19 protein-coding genes are annotated in these 17,336 nt (G+C 61.4%); 8 read left to right on the top strand and 11 right to left on the bottom strand.

Annotated elements, in window-relative coordinates; all coding sequences use genetic code 11:
• The first annotated feature begins 47 nt into the window (after window positions 1–47).
• Both ACE04I_RS01750 and ACE04I_RS01755 read left to right on the top strand, forming a co-directional pair.
• Window positions 48–1,289 carry an acyl-CoA dehydrogenase family protein gene (locus tag ACE04I_RS01750; RefSeq protein WP_046793230.1) on the top strand — a complete coding sequence of 414 codons (1,242 nt, stop codon included), beginning with the start codon at window positions 48–50 and terminating at the stop codon, window positions 1,287–1,289.
• A gap of 37 nt (window positions 1,290–1,326) precedes the next feature.
• Window positions 1,327–2,946, top strand: coding sequence for a rhodanese homology domain-containing protein (locus tag ACE04I_RS01755; protein ID WP_046793229.1), 1,620 nt, complete (start codon window positions 1,327–1,329; stop codon window positions 2,944–2,946).
• Window positions 2,947–2,984: 38 nt separating this feature from the next.
• Here the strand turns inward: ACE04I_RS01755 and ACE04I_RS01760 are convergent, their stop codons facing one another.
• The 6 genes from ACE04I_RS01760 to ACE04I_RS01785 all read right to left on the bottom strand — a co-directional run bounded on the left by ACE04I_RS01760 (window position 2,985) and on the right by ACE04I_RS01785 (window position 8,740).
• Window positions 2,985–4,025, bottom strand: a complete 1,041-nt coding sequence (locus tag ACE04I_RS01760) for an ABC transporter ATP-binding protein (RefSeq protein ID WP_046793228.1) — start codon at window positions 4,023–4,025, stop codon at window positions 2,985–2,987.
• Window positions 4,026–4,038: 13 nt separating this feature from the next.
• A complete protein-coding gene (locus tag ACE04I_RS01765; protein WP_046793227.1) occupies window positions 4,039–4,881 on the bottom strand; it encodes a carbohydrate ABC transporter permease in 843 nt (280 codons plus the stop codon).
• The gene (locus ACE04I_RS01770) at window positions 4,878–5,801 is read right to left on the bottom strand and encodes a carbohydrate ABC transporter permease (RefSeq protein ID WP_046793226.1); all 924 of its coding nucleotides are present in this window, start codon (window positions 5,799–5,801) and stop codon (window positions 4,878–4,880) included. The genes ACE04I_RS01765 and ACE04I_RS01770 overlap by 4 nt, the downstream gene beginning before the upstream one ends.
• An 11-nt stretch (window positions 5,802–5,812) precedes the next feature.
• Window positions 5,813–7,060: an ABC transporter substrate-binding protein gene (locus tag ACE04I_RS01775; protein ID WP_046793225.1), complete on the bottom strand. Its 1,248-nt coding sequence runs from the start codon at window positions 7,058–7,060 to the stop codon at window positions 5,813–5,815.
• A gap of 136 nt (window positions 7,061–7,196) precedes the next feature.
• A complete protein-coding gene (locus tag ACE04I_RS01780) occupies window positions 7,197–7,988 on the bottom strand; it encodes an SDR family NAD(P)-dependent oxidoreductase (protein WP_487206439.1) in 792 nt (263 codons plus the stop codon).
• Window positions 7,985–8,740, bottom strand: a complete 756-nt coding sequence (locus ACE04I_RS01785; RefSeq protein WP_046793223.1) for a FadR/GntR family transcriptional regulator — start codon at window positions 8,738–8,740, stop codon at window positions 7,985–7,987. The genes ACE04I_RS01780 and ACE04I_RS01785 overlap by 4 nt, the downstream gene beginning before the upstream one ends.
• A 141-nt stretch (window positions 8,741–8,881) precedes the next feature.
• Here ACE04I_RS01785 and ACE04I_RS01790 point away from each other — a divergent pair, with 141 nt between their 5' ends.
• The 3 genes from ACE04I_RS01790 to ACE04I_RS01800 are packed head-to-tail and all read left to right on the top strand — an operon-like array spanning window position 8,882 to window position 11,287.
• Window positions 8,882–10,027, top strand: coding sequence for a mandelate racemase/muconate lactonizing enzyme family protein (locus ACE04I_RS01790; RefSeq protein WP_137326739.1), 1,146 nt, complete (start codon window positions 8,882–8,884; stop codon window positions 10,025–10,027).
• 58 nt (window positions 10,028–10,085) lie between these two features.
• On the top strand, window positions 10,086–10,952 hold the full coding sequence (locus ACE04I_RS01795; RefSeq protein ID WP_046793686.1) for a DUF6772 family protein: 867 nt from the start codon (window positions 10,086–10,088) through the stop codon (window positions 10,950–10,952).
• Window positions 10,952–11,287, top strand: a complete 336-nt coding sequence (locus tag ACE04I_RS01800; protein ID WP_046793221.1) for a hypothetical protein — start codon at window positions 10,952–10,954, stop codon at window positions 11,285–11,287. The genes ACE04I_RS01795 and ACE04I_RS01800 overlap by 1 nt, the downstream gene beginning before the upstream one ends.
• A gap of 79 nt (window positions 11,288–11,366) precedes the next feature.
• On the opposite strand, the gene ACE04I_RS01805 is transcribed toward ACE04I_RS01800, so the two are convergent.
• The 5 genes from ACE04I_RS01805 to ACE04I_RS01825 form a co-directional block, all read right to left on the bottom strand.
• Window positions 11,367–11,765 (bottom strand): type II toxin-antitoxin system VapC family toxin, encoded by a 399-nt coding sequence (locus tag ACE04I_RS01805; RefSeq protein ID WP_046793220.1) that lies wholly within the window; start codon window positions 11,763–11,765, stop codon window positions 11,367–11,369.
• Complete coding sequence (locus ACE04I_RS01810; RefSeq protein ID WP_046793219.1) at window positions 11,762–12,013, bottom strand: AbrB/MazE/SpoVT family DNA-binding domain-containing protein; 252 nt, start codon at window positions 12,011–12,013, stop codon at window positions 11,762–11,764. Before ACE04I_RS01810 ends, ACE04I_RS01805 begins: the two co-directional genes overlap by 4 nt.
• A gap of 95 nt (window positions 12,014–12,108) precedes the next feature.
• Window positions 12,109–13,503 carry an FAD-dependent oxidoreductase gene (locus tag ACE04I_RS01815; protein ID WP_046793218.1) on the bottom strand — a complete coding sequence of 465 codons (1,395 nt, stop codon included), beginning with the start codon at window positions 13,501–13,503 and terminating at the stop codon, window positions 12,109–12,111.
• A 14-nt stretch (window positions 13,504–13,517) separates the two neighbouring features.
• Window positions 13,518–14,303 carry an SDR family NAD(P)-dependent oxidoreductase gene (locus ACE04I_RS01820; protein WP_082118256.1) on the bottom strand — a complete coding sequence of 262 codons (786 nt, stop codon included), beginning with the start codon at window positions 14,301–14,303 and terminating at the stop codon, window positions 13,518–13,520.
• Window positions 14,304–14,554: 251 nt separating this feature from the next.
• On the bottom strand, window positions 14,555–15,139 hold the full coding sequence (locus tag ACE04I_RS01825) for a TetR/AcrR family transcriptional regulator (RefSeq protein WP_046793217.1): 585 nt from the start codon (window positions 15,137–15,139) through the stop codon (window positions 14,555–14,557).
• Between the two features lie 157 nt (window positions 15,140–15,296).
• Between ACE04I_RS01825 and ACE04I_RS01830 the strand changes: the two genes are divergently transcribed.
• From ACE04I_RS01830 to ACE04I_RS01840, 3 genes are all read left to right on the top strand, one after another.
• Window positions 15,297–16,052 (top strand): SDR family NAD(P)-dependent oxidoreductase, encoded by a 756-nt coding sequence (locus ACE04I_RS01830; protein WP_046793216.1) that lies wholly within the window; start codon window positions 15,297–15,299, stop codon window positions 16,050–16,052.
• Between the two features lie 73 nt (window positions 16,053–16,125).
• The gene (locus tag ACE04I_RS01835) at window positions 16,126–16,758 is read left to right on the top strand and encodes a GntR family transcriptional regulator (RefSeq protein ID WP_487206440.1); all 633 of its coding nucleotides are present in this window, start codon (window positions 16,126–16,128) and stop codon (window positions 16,756–16,758) included.
• Window positions 16,755–17,213: an OsmC family protein gene (locus ACE04I_RS01840; RefSeq protein ID WP_046793214.1), complete on the top strand. Its 459-nt coding sequence runs from the start codon at window positions 16,755–16,757 to the stop codon at window positions 17,211–17,213. The genes ACE04I_RS01835 and ACE04I_RS01840 overlap by 4 nt, the downstream gene beginning before the upstream one ends.
• Window positions 17,214–17,336: the final 123 nt, after the last annotated feature.

Genomic DNA, 17,336 nt, shown 5'->3' on the forward strand with positions numbered 1-17,336 from the left:
GGAACGGGCTTGCGGCCGCGGTCTGAGCGTTCAAGGAATTGTACTGAATGTCTGATATCAGCAAATTCGGAGGGGCCTCCCTCCGGCTCGTTTCACCTTACGCATCATCGCTCGGCCTCGCACCCGCGATCGAGCATATCGCAAAGACGGCGGTCGAGCGGGAAGTGGATCGCCGCCTTCCCCACGAAGAGATCGCCGAACTGAAGGCGCTCGGCATTGGATCTCTGCGCCTGCCGAAAGATGCCGGCGGTGCTGGAGCTTCGCTGTCTGAGCTGTTTTCCGTCGCGCGCGATCTGGCCGCAGCCGATTCCAACATCGCGCACGCCTTCCGCAACCATCTCTGGCAAGTCGAAGCAGCCTTGCGCCAGCCGGGGCATCCGTTTCATGCCCATGTGCTGGCGCTTGCCGCCGAGGGCAAGACGGTCGGGTTGAGCTTTGCCGACAGCGATGCCACCGCCGCCGGGGCGCTGTCGTCGAAGGTCCTGTCGCGGATCGAATGGGATGATGCCCTGCAGGCCTATCGCGGCTCCGGGCGGAAGGTCTATGCGACCGGCAATCTCTACAACGACGCCTTCGTCGGCCTTGCCGTCGAAAGCCGCGAGAACGCGGCGGTGCAATATGTTCTCTATCGCGGAGATGGTGTCGACGGAGACGACGACTGGGGCGGCTTCGGCCAGAAGCTGACCGGCTCCGGCACCGCGAAATTCAATGCGGCGACCATTCCGGCCAAGCAGGTCTATCCTCAAGACCCGCCGCCGCGTGAAGGCGCAGCACCCTGGCGCTTCACCTTCCATCAGGTCTATCTCACCAATTGCATTGCCGGCGTGGCGCGACGGATTGCACTGGATGCGGTGGATGTGCTTCGCACGCGCGGCCGCAATTTCTATCACGGCGAGGCAGACCATCCCGCCGACGAACCTGTTCTACAGGCGCATCTTGGGCGGATCAGAGCCTATGCAGCCTCGATCGAGGCGACGATCGACCGGACGATCGCCAGTCTCCAGCATGCATGGGACAGCCATGGAACAGCAGCGGAATACGATGCCGTTCTGGCTGCGTCCTTGTCGGCTGCGGAAGCGAAGGTCGTCATCGACGATCTTGCACCCCAGATTGCCGGCTGGCTGATCGACCTAGGCTCCGGCTCGGTCGTATCGCAAAAGGGGGCGCTCGACAGGCATTGGCGCAATATCAAGGTCATCGCCTCGCATAATCCCCGGCTCTACAAGGAACGTCTGCTCGGCCAGAATCTCCTGAGCGGGCGCCTGCCGCCGACGGGCGCATTCTTCTGATGTGCCATCTCATCTCTTTCGTACCGGAGCGCATGCAATGAACCAAATATTGTCTTCGCCCGCCGCCGCCTCCCCGGCTTTCCCGACGCTCTCTCCGGCTCAGGTCCGCGCCGAGTTGCTGGCAAGGCGGGAAATCCTGCTCGCCGATTTGAGGGAAGAGGACCCCTTTGCCAAAGGCCACCCGCTCTGGGCCGCGAACTTCCCGTTCGGAAAACTCGAGCTCGACGTTCCTCGACGCATTCCCCGCCGCGACGTTCTGATCGTGCTCTACGGCAAGGACGAATATCGCGATCTTGCGCCGCTTGCCGCGCTCAAACTCGCCGGCTGGAGATACAGCAACGTCCATCTGCTCGAAGGTGGCCTCGCCGCTTGGGAAGAAGCGGGCTATGAAACTTTTATCGATGTCAACGTGCCGTCGAAATCCTTCGGAGAACTCGTCGAAGCGCACCGCCACACACCTTTGCTACCGGCCGAGGAAGTGCGGCGCCTGATCGTTTCCGAAACGCCTCCCGTCATTCTGGACGCGCGTCGCTTCGACGAGTTCAACACGATGAGTATTCCGACAGGTACGTCGGTGCCGGGAGCCGAACTTGTGCTTCGGGTGCGCGACCTTGCCCCCGACCCGAACACAACCGTGATCGTCAACTGCGCGGGACGGACACGCTCGATTATCGGGACACAATCCTTGATCAATGCGGGTATCCCGAATCCGGTTGCTGGCCTGCGTAACGGCACGATCGGTTGGACGCTTGCAGGTTTGACATTGGATCGGGGGGCAACGCGCCAATTTCCTGAAGCCTCGCCCCACGCACGCACGCTGGCACGGGCAGATGCCCGCGCAGTGGCGGAGCGCGCCGGCGTCCGCCGCATTTCGTTGCAAGAGGCGGAGGGTTTGGCAAGCCCGGATCGCACCGTCTACCGCATCGACGTGCGACCTTCCGAGGAATATCAGCGTGGTCACTTGCCCGGGTTCGTGAACGTTCCTGGCGGACAGCTTGTGCAGGAAACCGACCATACCGCTCCGGTTCGCGGCGCGCTTATTCTGCTTTCGGATGATGACGGCACCCGCGCCGACATGACGGCATCATGGCTTTCGCAAATGGGTTGGGAGACATATGTCATCACCCCCGTTGACGACAGCGAGTGTAGCGAGCGCGACGATGATCGGGCGAATACCATTCCAGCCCCATCCGCAGCCACCGTTTCACCGGATGCCCTTCGAAAATGGCTGGCCGACGGAGACACGCTCGTCATCGATGTCGGCAGTTCGGCAAACTATGTCAAAGGTCACATTCCTGGCGCCTGGTGGGCTCTGCGCGCGCAGATCGAACATGCGCTCAAAGCCATCGGGGCCGCCGAGCGAATTGTGGTCACTTGCGCCTCCGGCACATTGGCCAAATTCGCGGCTGCCGACATCCAGGCACTCACCTCCTCCGAGGTATACGTCCTCGAGGGCGGCACCGGCAGATGGTTGGCCAAGGGATTACCGGTGATAGAGGGCGAGGAACGCTTGGCATCTCCTCGCATCGATAGATATCGCCGTCCTTACGAGGGCACGGACGCGCCGCGTCAAGCCATGGAGGACTATCTCGAATGGGAATATGGCCTCGTGGCGCAACTTGATCGCGATGGCACGCATTTCTTCCGTGTCATATAGCCATGAGCCAAGTCCCGGAAATCGGCGCGAACTGCGGTTCAATGGGGCAAGGCTCTGATGGCTTGAGCCTGCCCGTCGAAGAAATGGATGTTCGATGCCTCCGCCGAAAGACCGATCTCGCCGCCGACGGCGGGGACCTCCCCCTCATCATGCAGGACCAGGCAAATCCGGTTATCGGGCAGCAGGACATGCAGCAGCGTCACCGCGCCCGTATATTCGCAGAGACTCACAGTCCCGCGCAGAACGCCATCTCGCGGTTCCACCACCGTCAGATGTTCCGGCCGGATACCGAGCGTTTCGGCTGATTGCGGAGCCGCCAGACCGGCACACAGCAACGGCGCATCGGCGGCAGGCAGGATGTTCATCTTGGGGCTGCCGATGAACTGCGCGACGAAGACATTCGACGGCCGTTCATAAAGCTCCCGCGGGGAACCCACCTGCTCTATCCGCCCGTCGCGCAGCACCACGATCTTGTCGGCAAGCGTCATTGCCTCGATCTGGTCATGCGTCACATAGATCATGGTGGTGGAAAGACGCTTGTGCAGGGCGGCGATCTCGGAACGCATATGCACGCGCAGTTCGGCATCGAGGTTCGACAGCGGCTCGTCGAACAGGAAGACATCCGGGTTTCCGACGATAGCACGGCCAATCGCGACACGCTGGCGCTGGCCGCCCGACAATTCGCGGGGGTAACGGTCGAGCAACGGTTCCAGTTTCAGGGTCGCGGCCGCTTCGTTCACCCGCCGCTGGCGCTCCTGCGCAGGCACTTTCCGCACCTTTAGCCCGAAGCCCATATTCTCTTTCACCGTCAGATGCGGATAAAGCGCATAGGACTGGAACACCATCGCCACCCCGCGTTGCGAGGGTTGCACCTCGTTCACCACCCGGTCGCCGATCTTCAACTCGCCATCGCTGATATGTTCCAATCCGGAGATGAGGCGAAGCAGCGTGGACTTGCCGCATCCCGACGGGCCGACGAACACCACGAACTCACCCTCGTCGATCGAAAGGTCCACGCCGCGAATGACCTCGACCGAGCCGAACCGCTTTTCGATGCCTTTGAGCAATACACTCGTCATAAGCTGAAATTCCTCATCCTTTCACGCCGGATAGCGCAAAGCTTTCGATGATCTGCCGCTGAGCGATCAGGTAGACGATCAGGATCGGCACCACGGCGAGACTGGTTGCCGCAAGCTGGAGGTTCCAGAGCGGCAGACCATAACTGTCGTTGAAGTTGGAAAGCGCCAGCGGCAGCGTGAACATTTCAAGCGAGCTCACGAAGATCAGCGGCTCCAGGAACAGGTTCCATGAATGCAGGAAGGTGATGATGGCCACCGCCGCCAGCGCCGGGCGCGACATCGGCAGCGCGATCTTCCACCACACGCCGAAACGGGTAAGGCCATCCATCTTGCCGGCCTCCTCCAGCTCCTTCGGAAGCGCCAGGAAATACTGGCGCATCAGGAAGGTCGCCATCACGCCCTGAGGCCCGAAGGTCGGCAGCAGGATGAGCGGCCAGTGCGTATCCACCAGGCCGAACCACCGCATCAGGAAGAAGTTGGGGATGATCGTCACCTCCTCCGGCACCATCAGCGCCGAGATGAGGAACAACATCAGCAGAGCAGCACCCGCAAAGCGCATCCGCGCCAGCGCGTAACCCGCCAGCGACGAGATGACGAGCGTCAGCCCGGTAACGAGAATGGCGATGTAGAGCGAGTTGAAGTACTGTCGCGCGAACGGCTGGTAGGTGAAGACCTCGACGAAGTTTTCCCATCGCCAGACGCGTGGGATCAGCGACGGAGCGCCGAAGATTTCGGTCACGCTCTTGAACCCGGCCGAAACCATCCAGATGAAGGGAAAGATGAAGGGGATCGCCGCAATCAGGAGAGCGATCGTCCAGCAGGCACGGTATAGAATTCGGGTCTGGCGCAGGCTCATTCCATTCCCTTTCGTCTCAGCGCGACCTGCACCAGCGTCAGCACCATGACGATCGCGAACATGATCATCGCAAGCGTCGAGGCATAGCCGACATTGAAGAACTTGAAGCCTTGCTGATAGATGTAGAAGGCGAGCACCAGAGTGCCGTTTTCAGGTCCGCCGCCGGTCATCTGGTAAATGTGATCGAAGACCTTGAAGGAGCCGATCGTGGTGATCACCATGATCACGAGGGTCGCCGGTGCCAATAGCGGCCAGGTTATCATGCTGAATATCTGCCGGCGCGACGCGCCTTCGAGGCGGGCAGCCTCCTCGTAGTCGCGCGGGATCGCCTGCAGCGCGGCGATGTAAAGGATCATGTTGAGACCGACCATCTTGATCACGCGGGTGATGATGACAGCCGCCATGGCCCAGTTCGGCTCGCGTAGCCAGTTGGGGCCGGAAATCCCGACAAGTGCCAGCACCTGGTTGATGAAGCCGCCCTCGCCCTGCAGCATGAACTTCCAGACGATGGCCCAGGCGATCGCCGAGGTGACGACCGGGGCGAAGAACACCGTGCGGAAGAACACGACGCCCCGAAAGGGTCGTGAGAGCGCAAGCGCAAGCGTGAGCGCAAGCGCCATGTTGAGCGGCACGAGGCCGAGTGCGAAGATGACCGAATTGCGCACCACATGCCAGAAATCGGGGTTTTCCAGCAGCGCATTCTCGAAGTTGGCAAGACCTACGAAGGTGGCCTGCTGGGTCAACAGGTTCCATTCGGTGAGCGAATAGTAGGCCACCGCCAACAGCGGGCCGAGGAAGAAGATGATGAAGCCGATGACGGTCGGGCTGACGAACAGCCACGCCTCCATCATCTCCCTCGCCTTCAGCGTCAGGCGGGACTTCTGCCCGCCGCGCCTGGTGATATGAATGCTATCGGTCATATTCGACCCAATCAGAGCAGCGGCTGGATGGCCGAGCAGATACCCTTGATGGCCTGATCGACATCTGCGTCCGCCTTCCACAGGGCATCCACCCTGGGGGCCATTGCCGCCAGGAGCTGCGGAGCCTTCTCATGGGCCGGATGCACACGGCCATTGGCAATCGCGGCCGCCACGTTCTTCATCATCTCCGGCGGCACGAGCTTGTTGCCGCTGATGAAGGCATCGGCTTCGAGCACGCTCTTGCGGGCCGGCGGGAAGAATTGCGCCATGGTCGCGACATTTTCCTTGTTGGTCATGTGCGCGACGAATTCGGCGGCGATCTCCTTGTTCTTGCCCTGGTCGAACACGACCAGCCCGGCCTGGCCGATAACGGGCGATTCTCCGCCCGGACCGCCCGGTAGTGGCGCGATACCCCAGTTGAAGCCCGCCTCGGCCATCTTGGAGGCACGCGATATCTGGTTCACCGTCATGGCGGAATTGCCAGAGAAATAATCGCCCTGCTCTCCGGGCGGGACGATGGACTTATCCTTGAAGACCATGTCGTGGAGCTGCTTGATCGCCGCGACGGCTTCCGGCTTGTCGAACCCGCATTCCTCGTTCGACCAGATGTCGCCGCCATAGGCGCGGATCGGCGGCAGGAGTGCATGGGTCATCCGCGAGGCATACCCCTCCCCGTCCTTGAACTCGAAACCCCATTTGCCGGGATTGGCTTCCGTCAGCTTCTTGGCGACCTGCTGGAACTTCGTCATGTTCCACTCGCCCTTGGCGGCAAGCGCCAGTGGGTCCTCCAGACCTGCTTTGTCGAACATGTCCTTGTTATAGTAGATCATGAAGGGCGAGGTGGAGAACGGGATGCCATAAACCGTTTCTCCCTTCTGCCAGAGGCCCATTGCCGGCTGCGAGAAGTCGGCGAAATCATAGCCCTCCGCGGCCTTCAGCGTCGGGCCGAGATCCATCAACAAATTGGCGTTCTCGAAGGCGGGAGCGGCATCCTCCATCATCCAGGCAATGTCGGGCGGATTGCCGCCTGCCACCTGGAAGGTCAGCTTCTGCGTATAATCATTCACCGGCACGGTCTCGAACTTCACGTTCACGTCCGGATGCCTGGCCTTGAAGCTCTCGGCAATGCCGTTCAGCATTTTCAGATGCGCCTCGCTGCCCGTCCAGACGGTCATGCGCAGGTCGGTCGCGAGAGCGGACGTCGTCGTCATCAACAACGTCAAAGCGGATGCTACGATACCTGTTAGTGCGGCCCTCATGGTTTCCTCCCCTTTTGGTCGCTGGTCTTCGGCCTTTACCGAATGAATGCCGCGGCATTCGCTCGGTAAAGCGTAGTCAATTGCAGAGATCCCGGAGGGCACTCTGCGTCTCGTTTTCAGGCCCTCCCGACGCCGCTCACTCGGCAGCTTGCGGAAGAGCGCCGGGCGCATCCCCGATCGACCATCCTCCGTCGACCGGAATGTTTGCGCCCGTGATGTAGCCCGCGGCATCGCTGCACAGAAAGACGAAGGCGCCGACGAGATCCTCGGGCCTGCCCTGCCTGCCGACGGGTATCTTGGCGACGACTGCCCTGCGGAAGGCGGGGTCTTCGTAGCGCACCGCATTGGCCTCGATTTCGATGGCGCCCGGCGAGACAACGTTCATCGTCACGCCGCGATGTCCGACCTCCCGGGCAATGCCTTGCATGGCCGTCAACTGGGCGGCCTTCAACGAGGCATAGACCACCGTCTCGGCACGGGGGCGCGTCGCCATGATGCTGCCGGTTGCCACCACCCGGCCCCAGCCGCGCTCCATCATCGGCGGCACGAACCGATTTGTCAGCGTGAGGAGTGTGGCGAAGTTGGAGGCGACATGCTTGTCGATATGTGCATCGTTCACCTCTCGCCAAGGCAGGCGATGTTCGATCGCGGCATTGGCGATCAGTATGTCTATCCGCCCGCACTGCTCGATCACGGCATCGGCGAAAGCCTGCGTCGCCGCGCTGTCGGTGAAATCGGCTTCGAAAACCGGAACATTTCCGCCGATCGTGCGAGCCACATCCCTTGCGCCGCTCTCATTGCCGAAATGGTGTATCGCCACGTCCGCGCCGTGTTCGGCAAGGCCGAGCGCGACCGCCCGGCCGATGCCGGAACTGGCGCCGGTCACCAGCGCGCGCCGTCCCTGCAAGGAGAAGCGCGGCATGGTCATGGCCGGCCACCCAATTTGTCCGCAACCTCGAGCGAGGCGATGTCGGCCGCGACGAAGTGGGCGCGGATCTTCTGTTCGGCGAGATCGGCATCTCCGGCCGCTACCGCATCGTAGATCGCCTGGTGCCGCGCGATCGTGGCACGCCAGTCGGCGTCACTGCGATTGGCGCGGCGCGAAAACAGCTCTGATACCTCGCGCTGCACGGAGCGCATGCCCTCCATCTGCACGCGGATCATGAAGTTGCCTGTCGCCATGGCGAGCCCGAGATGAAACAGGATATCGGCTGCCGTGAAACCCGCAGGCTCGTGCAGCGAGGCCGCCATATCGGCCAGGGCCTGCTGCATGGTTTCCAAGCCTTGGCTATCGCGGCGCTCGGCGGCAAGCCGTGCGATGCCCGTTTCGATGACGAGGCGCATCTCGTTGGCTTCCTGGAGGCGCTTGAGGCTCGAGCGCACGGCATAGCCATAGATCTTGTCCATCGGGTCGCCGCTCAGCGCCTTGGCGCGGGCAACCTTGCCCTGCTGCGTGAAGATCAGGCCGGCGGCTGTCAACTGACGCAAGGCTTCGCGCGCAATCGGCTTCGAGACCCCGAATTCCCTGGCGATCTCCCCTTCTGGCGGCAAGGGCTCGCCGGGCGAGATGCGGCCATCGAACAGCGCGGCGGCAATCGCGTCGGAAACCCCGTCCGCAAGCCGCGAAGGGCTGGCAGGCTTGTCGGTGAATACAGGTTTCCTGTCGGAGTTGTCGGTCATCTCATTCCTCATATAGCAAACCCTATCATGCAGTTTTCAACTTAGCAACTAGGTTTATCAGTTGCCAAGATAACATCCTGTCGGTAGAAGTATCAGACAAGCCGGCCAACGGCGAGCAAAACATGGAGCATAAAAAGCCCGATGGACCCCGCACAGACATCACCCGGCGAAGCCATCCGCATCACCGACGTGATTGCCCATCCACTGAGCCAGACGCTTCCGAAACCAACGGTCACCTCGTGGGGCTCCTATACGAAAGTGTCCATCGTCCTCGTGGAAGTTCGCACCGATGCGGGCCTGATCGGCGTCGGCGAGACGCTGGCGCGCTTTTCTCCGAAAGCCTATGCCGATCTGATCGAGACATCTCTCAAACCCCGGCTCGTCGGCCAGGACGCACGCAATATCGGGGCATTGTGGCAGTCCATGCGTCGGTCGCTCTCGGGACGCGCCGGCGGCATGTTGATAGAAGCCATCGCGGGTGTGGACATCGCGCTCTGGGACATCATGGGTAAGGCGGCCGGACTGCCGATCTCCAAGCTTCTCGGCGGCACGGGCCGCGAACGGATCGACGTCTATGCCGCGGCAGTGAACTGGGTGGATGACACGGAGGCCGACCGGGAGCTGGAGCGCTATATCGGCGAGGGCTTCCCACGCATCAAGGTGAAGATGTCCAACCCGGTGAAGGAGGCCTGCCGCCGCATCGAGCGGCTGCGCGATCGAGCCGGCGACGATATCGCACTCTGCGTCGACGCCAACTGGGCGTATAATCTGGACCAGGCGATCGAAGTCGGCCGGGCGCTGTCGGCCAACGGCTATTTCTGGTTCGAGGAGCCGCTCGCCCCCGAAAACGAGCAGGGCTACGAGGAGCTGCGCAAGCGCTGCGATGTGCCGCTTGCGGCGGGCGAAAGCAATTTCACCGCCGATCAGGCCCAGCGCCTCGTCGCCAACCGTACCCTTTCCATTCTTCAGCCGGACGTGGCGCGTGCCGGCGGCATAACCGAAACCCGCCGCATGGCCGATTACGCCGCCCTGCACGACGTCGGCTATGCCCCACATATCGGCATGTCCGGCATCGTCTGCGAAACGGCGAGCGTGCATCTGGCGGCGGCGCTGCCCAACTTCAAGGTCATGGAATGCGAATGCGACCTCAGCCCCTTCAAGCGCGAGCTTGCCGACCTGGCGCCGGGTTGCCTTCGACAGAAGGACGGCACCCTCGATGTGCCGACAGGCCCGGGGCTCGGCATCGAAATCGATTGGGATGCCGTGAAGCGGCTCCGCATTCAGTGAGGTCCACGAGAAGATGACGACTTTAGCCACGCCAATCACCGCCGATGTCACCGAAGCCATGCGCCTTGCCATGCTGCGCGCCGACCCGGCGCTCAGCCGCTTCGATCCGCTTCCGCGAATCTTATCCTTCGACGATTTCTCGCGCGGTCATTGCGGCTGGTCGCAGCTTGTCGGCAATTACGAGGACAGTCTCGATTCCATGCTCCCGGGTTATGCCCAGCACTCCAGCGCCATGCTCTCGACCCTCGGACATTGGGAAGCGGGCTCGCATGGCGGCATGGATTCCTCCTATGCGCTGAAGATCGCCACCAAGCCGCGGCCAGGGGCTCAGAACGTCGCCATCAAGCGACATACGTTTCGCAAACGCGGGCCTATCCGTTTCGAACTCTTCTTCACCTTCAAGCCGGAAGCGACGGAACTGAAGCTTTCCGAAACGGATGTCCGCTCGGTCGGCTTCCTGTTCGATCTGCAATGCGGAGACCGGGATGGAGATGGCGAACGGGTCATGCCGCATCTGCGTTTCCTGAATGCGCTCGAGGGCAAGCACCTGCAAAAGTGGCAATACAAGCGCGAGACGACGCATTTCACCTCGATCGGCAGCGAGGACAAGACCGTCAGCCATTACCATCTCTCTCCCGACGGCTGGCTGGATCTGCCGAACGGCGATCAACGGCTCTGCTATAACGAGATCCCCACCAAGGTGAATTGGAGCTATTTGCGCTTCGATTTCGACCTCGCTTCGATGAAGGCGACCGGGCTGCAATGCAACGACCGCAGCTTCGATTTGTCGGGCTTCGATTCCATCCGCATCCCAGCGATGAAGAACCTGTGGTGTATGCTCAACTTCTGCCTGTTCGCAGAAACGGACGTTGCCAAGCGCGCCTTCCTCTACGTCGATTCCATTTGCATATCGGGGGATTTCTGATGCTGCCCGAGAACATCACCGCCATCGTCGCCCGCAATGAGCGCTGGAGCGGTGACGCCGCAAGCGAGCCTTACGAGGCCGGCTGGGCACGCGAAGCCGTTTTCTTCGTCCGGGCCCTGAAGGACCCCATCGGAGCCGTCCCGAAAGCCTGGGTGGAGATTTCGCCGGACGGCATGCATTGGGTGCCGGAAGGTACCGAATTCGTCATGCCGGGGGAGCTGGACGGGATCGCGGCAGCGCGTGTCCGGCATTTCGGCAACTGGCTGCGTGTTGCCACGCGCTTCGAAGAAGGGTCCGAATGCACCGTTCTGGTGACTGTGCATTTGAAAGCCTGATGCACGCAATCGATCGGAAACGGGCATGAGGCCGGACCGACGGTACAGAAATGTGTCGGCATCACTACCTTTCAGGCTCTCAGGAAAGGAGTTGCGCCGCTTCGCCTTGCTGGGAAAGCAACCTTACGGCTTTCCGGTCGAGTGAGACGAAAGTTTCGCCACCTAGCCATGTCCCTTCGTGGGCCATGATACCGTCGGCGAAATCGCCGCCGGCTTCCAGCATTGCAAGCCCGACCTCGACGGCTGGCCGGTTCATGACGACATTCCCGGTATCGAGCAATGCGCGAATGGCGGAGGCGATTAGCTCGTCGTCGAAGCTGTAAACTCGGCGCAGCACCCATACGAATTCGCATAGACACGGCAAGGAAACTGCGATCAACGAGGCTTGCTTCAGAATCTGGTCCACGCTGCTGGCTTGCTTGGGATCGTCTCGCACGACGCCCCGAACAAGGACGTTGGTATCGACGGTGACTTTCACTCTTCGCCCGCCCAGCCGGCGGCGGCGGCTTTGTTCATTTCCTCAATCGTAGCGACTTTCTTGGTTTTGCCAGCAAGCAGGCCGAGGAAATTGTCTATAGTTCCGGTCGGTCGAGCTGCCCGCAATCGAAGCTCACCGCCGGGCAACTTTTCAAAGTCGATCCGCTCTCCCGGCTTGATGCCGAGGTGTTGCAGCAAGTCCCGCTTGAGGGTGACCTGGCCTTTCACAGTAACTGCCAACGGTGCCATAGCAGCCTCCACGTTCTATTCCCGCAACAAGGTAATGTAAAACTTCATTACCGTCAATGCTGAATAGAGTCTCGCAGGCTAGAGTATCGCTTTAATCAACCGAGATAAGCCCCCTGCACGAGCAATTCCCGCCGCAGGTCCTCATATTGGATGTAGCGCGGGCTTGCACGATTGCCGACCGAGAGCGCGGCCGCCACGCCCGCCGCCTGCCCCAGTGCGAAACAGGGCGGCATGACGCGGATGGCGCTCAAGGCCTCGTGGGTGGCCGAAACGGCCCGGCCGGAGACCAGCAGGCCGTCATGGATGCGCGGCAGCATCACACGATATGGTATCTGATAGACATTCGCGGTCTGCGGGGCTTCGCCACCGGTGCCGCCGCCGGAGCCTGCAGGATCGTGGATATCGAGCGGATAGCCGCACAGCGCTACAGCATCCTCGAACGACCGTCCCGAACGCAGGTCGTCCAGCGTCAGCTCGTAGTCGCCGTCGATGCGGCGGGTCTCCCGCACACCGATCTGGGTCGCCGTGTCACGCAATTCGACATTCTCGAAGCCCGGCAGGTTGTTGCGGAAGAAATCAATGAGCGCCATGGTCTGCTCGCGGCCTTCGACTTCCGCCAGCGACAGCTCCCGCGCATCCGCCCCGTTGCGGCGAAGCACGCGGCCCGTATTGATGCGCCAGACACCTGGCTCCATGGTCTTGTAGAGGCCGATACCGCGGCGCGGCGCGGGAAACCGGCCTTCGGCGGTCGCCCTGGCGACGATCGAGGAGAAGGGACGGAAATCCTCCGGATGGGAGCGGACATAGTCTTCCACCACCCGATCATCGACGTTCTGAACCCGGAAGAACAGCGTCTGCGGTTGGGCAAGGCCGTCGCTGTCGCGTCCCTGCCGGGTATGGACCCCGGCATAATGGGCGACATCGCCATCCGCCGAGCAATCGACCACCACCTTGGCCCGGGCCACCCTCAGCCCGCCCTTGCCGGCGCAAACGACACCCGTCACCCGCGGCATGTCGATATCGGCGCCATCGACGATCGCATCGACGACCATGGTATGCAGAAGCAATTCCACGCCGGCCTCGATGCACATGCGCTGCGCCACGACCTTGGCGGCTTCCGGCTCGAAGGGCGTGACCTTGTCGTGGCCATAGACGATGAAGCCGCAATAGGCCGAGCCCGCCGGAATCGTGCTCGGGTGAAGGGCGCCGCCGATCGCCATCATCCGCTGGACGAATTCCTCGTAGATGCCGCGGATGAGTTGCTGGCCGCCATCCAGCGAATAGGAGGTCATGCAGGGACCGACGAGGCCGGCCGTCAGGTTGCCTCCGAGAAAACCATACCTCTCGACAAGACGGACCCGCACACCAAGGCGTGCGGCTGCTACCGCGGCAGAAAGTCCGGATGGCCCTCCACCGACAACAAGGACGTCCACATCATCGATTTCGGGGATATCGGCCGCATAGGCGTAACGCCGCACCGTCTGCTCCATGTCCTCGTTCTCCCCTAGCGGAACATTGATCCGCCATCGACGTCGAGCGCCGAGCCATAGGTGAAGCTCGCCGCATCGGAGCACAGGAACAGGATGGCCGCGGCCATGTCTTCCGGACGCCCCATGCGCCGCATGGGCAGATTGGCGGCGATGCGCTCCTTCAGCGCCGGATCGATATGCGAATGCATCGGTGAATCCGTCGGGCCGGGATTGAGCGCATTGATCCGGATATTCTTGCCCGCCAGTTCGCGCGCCACGGATTTGACGAGCGAAAGCGTCGCGGCCTTGGACGCCGCGTAAGGCGTGTCGGCGATCAATCCGCCGCCCCCATGGACACCCGCGTCGGAGGCGACGCAGACGATCCTGCCTCCTGCGGGATTGTCGAGCATACGTTTGACGGCGGCCTGTACGGTGAAGAAGGTGCCGAGCAGATTGACGTCGAGAACGCGGCGCCAATGGGCCCAGTCCTGTTCGAAGATGCGTTTGGCGGTGATGATGGCCGCACAGGTCACGACGTTGTCGAGCCGGTCGAGATTGGCGTCACAGTAATCGAACGCTCTTGTGATGCTTTCCGGATCGCCGACATCAACCGGTACGGCGTGGATCTTGGCGCCCATCTTGCGCAGCTCGGTGCCATAACGCTCCAGGCCCGCCTCATCTCGATCGGCCATGACCACCTCTGCTCCCTTGGCCGCAAAGGCGCGAGCGGTTTCCAGCCCCATCCCGCTCGCGGCACCGGTGATGAGAACGGATCGGCCGGCGAAGCAGTCGTCGGCAAAGGTCGAATAGGTCTGAGGCATTATCGACGGTCCTTGGTTGAAGCGGTTCCCGGAGGCTCGGGGCAAACGAAACATGCGCTGTCTCACGGCAGCCATCACACAAGGAAACTTAGCTACTATGTTATGTAGTTGTAAAGATCGAAATCGTCGCTGAACTGTTTTAGAGACAGGATAAGAGCTTCGCTCGCCGGACGGAGATACCCGACAGGACGCTGACCGCGACGATACCGGCGCGTGTCTCAGTTCAAGATGATTTTCCGGAAAGCGCGGAACTAGCCGGCAGGCCAGGTGGAAAGCGCCTGCTCGGCAACGGCCTCCAGCATGTCGCGGCTGAAGCCGGCTTTCGCCTGAACCGCCATGCCGTGAAGGACAGCCATCAGGAAGGCCGCAAGAGCGTCAGGTCTGGCCATCTCCGGCAGGTCGCCCGCCGCCTTTGCCCGTTCGAAGCGCTCACGCAGTTGCGCCTCGGCGGTCGCGCGAGCGTCTATCAAAGCCTGCCGCACCGGCTCCGCTTCATCCGATCCCGCCAGGACCCCATTAATGCCGAGACATCCCGTATGATCCGGATAACGCGTATTGAGATCGATCGCACTAAATAGAATGCGCGTCGCGACCTCGCGGGCTGTCGGAAGCTGAAGCGCCTTGGGAAGGTAGTCCAGGTATCGCTCGTAGTAGCGATCGAGCGCTCGGCGGAACATCGCTTCCTTGTTGCCGAATGCCGAATAGAGGGCGGGTCTTTCCACACCGGCTGCCTCGGTCAGATCCGCGTAGGAGGCCCCCTCGTACCCCTTGCGCCAGAAAACGCACAACACGGCGTCCAGCGCTTTCTCCACGTCGAATTCGCGATGGCGTCCCATCAGTTCAGCTCGGCCACATTTCCATAATGACTGTTATTAAACTGCTTGACAGCTTCCGTCAATATTTCATACCAATCGTTATCGTAACACTCGTTACAAAAATTATGCACAGTCGCTTTCGAAATCAGGCGACACCAGAGATGATGGAAGGATTTTCATGTCGAACACATTGAAGGGCAAGGTCGCCCTCATTACCGGCGGCTCGCGCGGGCTTGGCGCCGCGGTGGCGGAGGCGTTTGCCCACCAGGGGGCGGACGTTGCGATCAGCTACGTCGCCTCGGCCGAAAAAGCCGAAGCGATTGTGGAGAAGCTGGAGGCCAAGGGCGTGCGCGCCATCGCGATCCGGAGCGATCAGGCCGATATGACCGCGGCCAAGCCGCTGGTCGATAAGGTAGTGGCGCACTTCGGCAAGCTCGACATACTCGTCAACAATGCAGCGATCGCCGTGCAAGGCAAGACGGTCGACGACCCCGATCTCGACACGGTCAATCTCGATCGCCAGTGGCAGATCAACGTCATGGGCGCGGTGGCGACCACGCGCGCGGCAGCGCCGGTGTTGTCGGATGGCGGCCGGATCATCTTCATCGGCTCCGGTCTCGGCAGCCGTGTCCCGTTCCCGGGCGTGGCGGACTATGCGGGCACCAAGGCGGCAATTGCCGGGTATGCGAAAGGTGTACAGCGTGACCTTGGTCCGCGCGGCATCACGGTAACGGTGGTGCAGCCGGGCATTATGCCGACTGACATGGCATCGGCGGTAGCCGACAAGTTGCCCGAGGCGATCATGGATCTTCACGCAATTCGCCGGATCGCGACGCTGGAAGAGGTTGCGGGGACCGTTTGCTTCCTCGCAGGCCCAGACGCCGGCTATATCGGTGGCGGCGTCATCGACGTTGCCGGCGGCTTCCAGATCTGAGTGCCGAGGTCAAAGCTCGAACAGGCGCGATCCACGCCTGACCCGCAAGGAGGAAGCATACTAATTTGGATCCATGGATCCAAAGGCGATTTTCAGCGAGCTGCAAGATGAGATTGAGTCGGGTGAACTAGCACCAGGCTCAATTCTCAAGCAGGAGGTGATCGCCGACCGCTTCGGGGTGAGCCGGCAGCCAGTCAGACAGGCCTTGGAGCGGTTACTTGGGAGTGGTTTGGTCGTACGGCGTCGCGATCGAAGCCTGGCGGTAGCAATTCTCTCGCAACGGGAAGCGACTGAACTCTCCGAACTTCGGGCTATTGTGGAGATCGCCGCCTTGGAGCAGTCGCTCCCGTTGCTCTCGTCAGCGGTCTTGCGGACGGCTGAAAGGCTCAACGACGAGCTCATCGCAGAATACGACCCGGTGCGCATACTGGAACTTGACCAGCAGTTTCATCTCACGCTGTACAGCGGATGCAAGAATACTCGGCTGCTTAAAACCATAACAACGCTGCGACGAGAATCGCGGCGGTCGACGCTTCACCAAAAGCATGGCGCCAAAGAGCGCACTGACTTTTTCGTGGAGCACTCGGCAATCATTGCTGCTTGCGCGAAGCAGGATCTCCACACTGCCGCGCAACGGCTTCGCCGTCATCTCACACGAACGACAGCAAGACTTCTTTCCATGCCGGCAGAGGATGATCTGACATGAAAGTCAGCGTCGAGATACATTGGGAGCGAGAAGGAGCGGTCTTCATCGATAAGCGCTACAGCCGTGCGCATACTTGGCGCTTTGACGGCGGCCAGATCGTGCCGGCGTCGGCTTCGCCGCATATCGTGCCACTTCCTTATTCCGTGGAAGGCAACGTCGATCCGGAGGAGGCCTACATCGCAGCGATTTCCAGCTGCCACATGCTGACTTTTCTCTCGCTCGCGGCACCCAAGGGAATCGGCATCGAGAGCTATATCGACAAGGCGATCGGCGTGATGGAGAAGGTCGACGGAAAATTGGTCATCAGCCGCGTCGATCTTGATCCGACCATCGTCTACGCCGGAGAACAGCCGACCGCCGCGATGCAAGCGGAACTGCATCACTCGGCGCATGAAGAGTGCTTCATTGCCAATTCCGTCAAGACGGAAGTCCGGGTCGTTGGCTTCGGCCAATGACATTGGCCGGATGCCCTCATCTGGCGTCTGGCTGTCCCCTGAACCCTCGAATACGTGTCGCAGCCGCACTCCCGCAGGAATCATCAGCTTGGTCTGAGATCGCTTTTCATCAAGGAAGAAGCT

It is taken from the genome of Rhizobium moroccans, assembly GCF_057559155.1.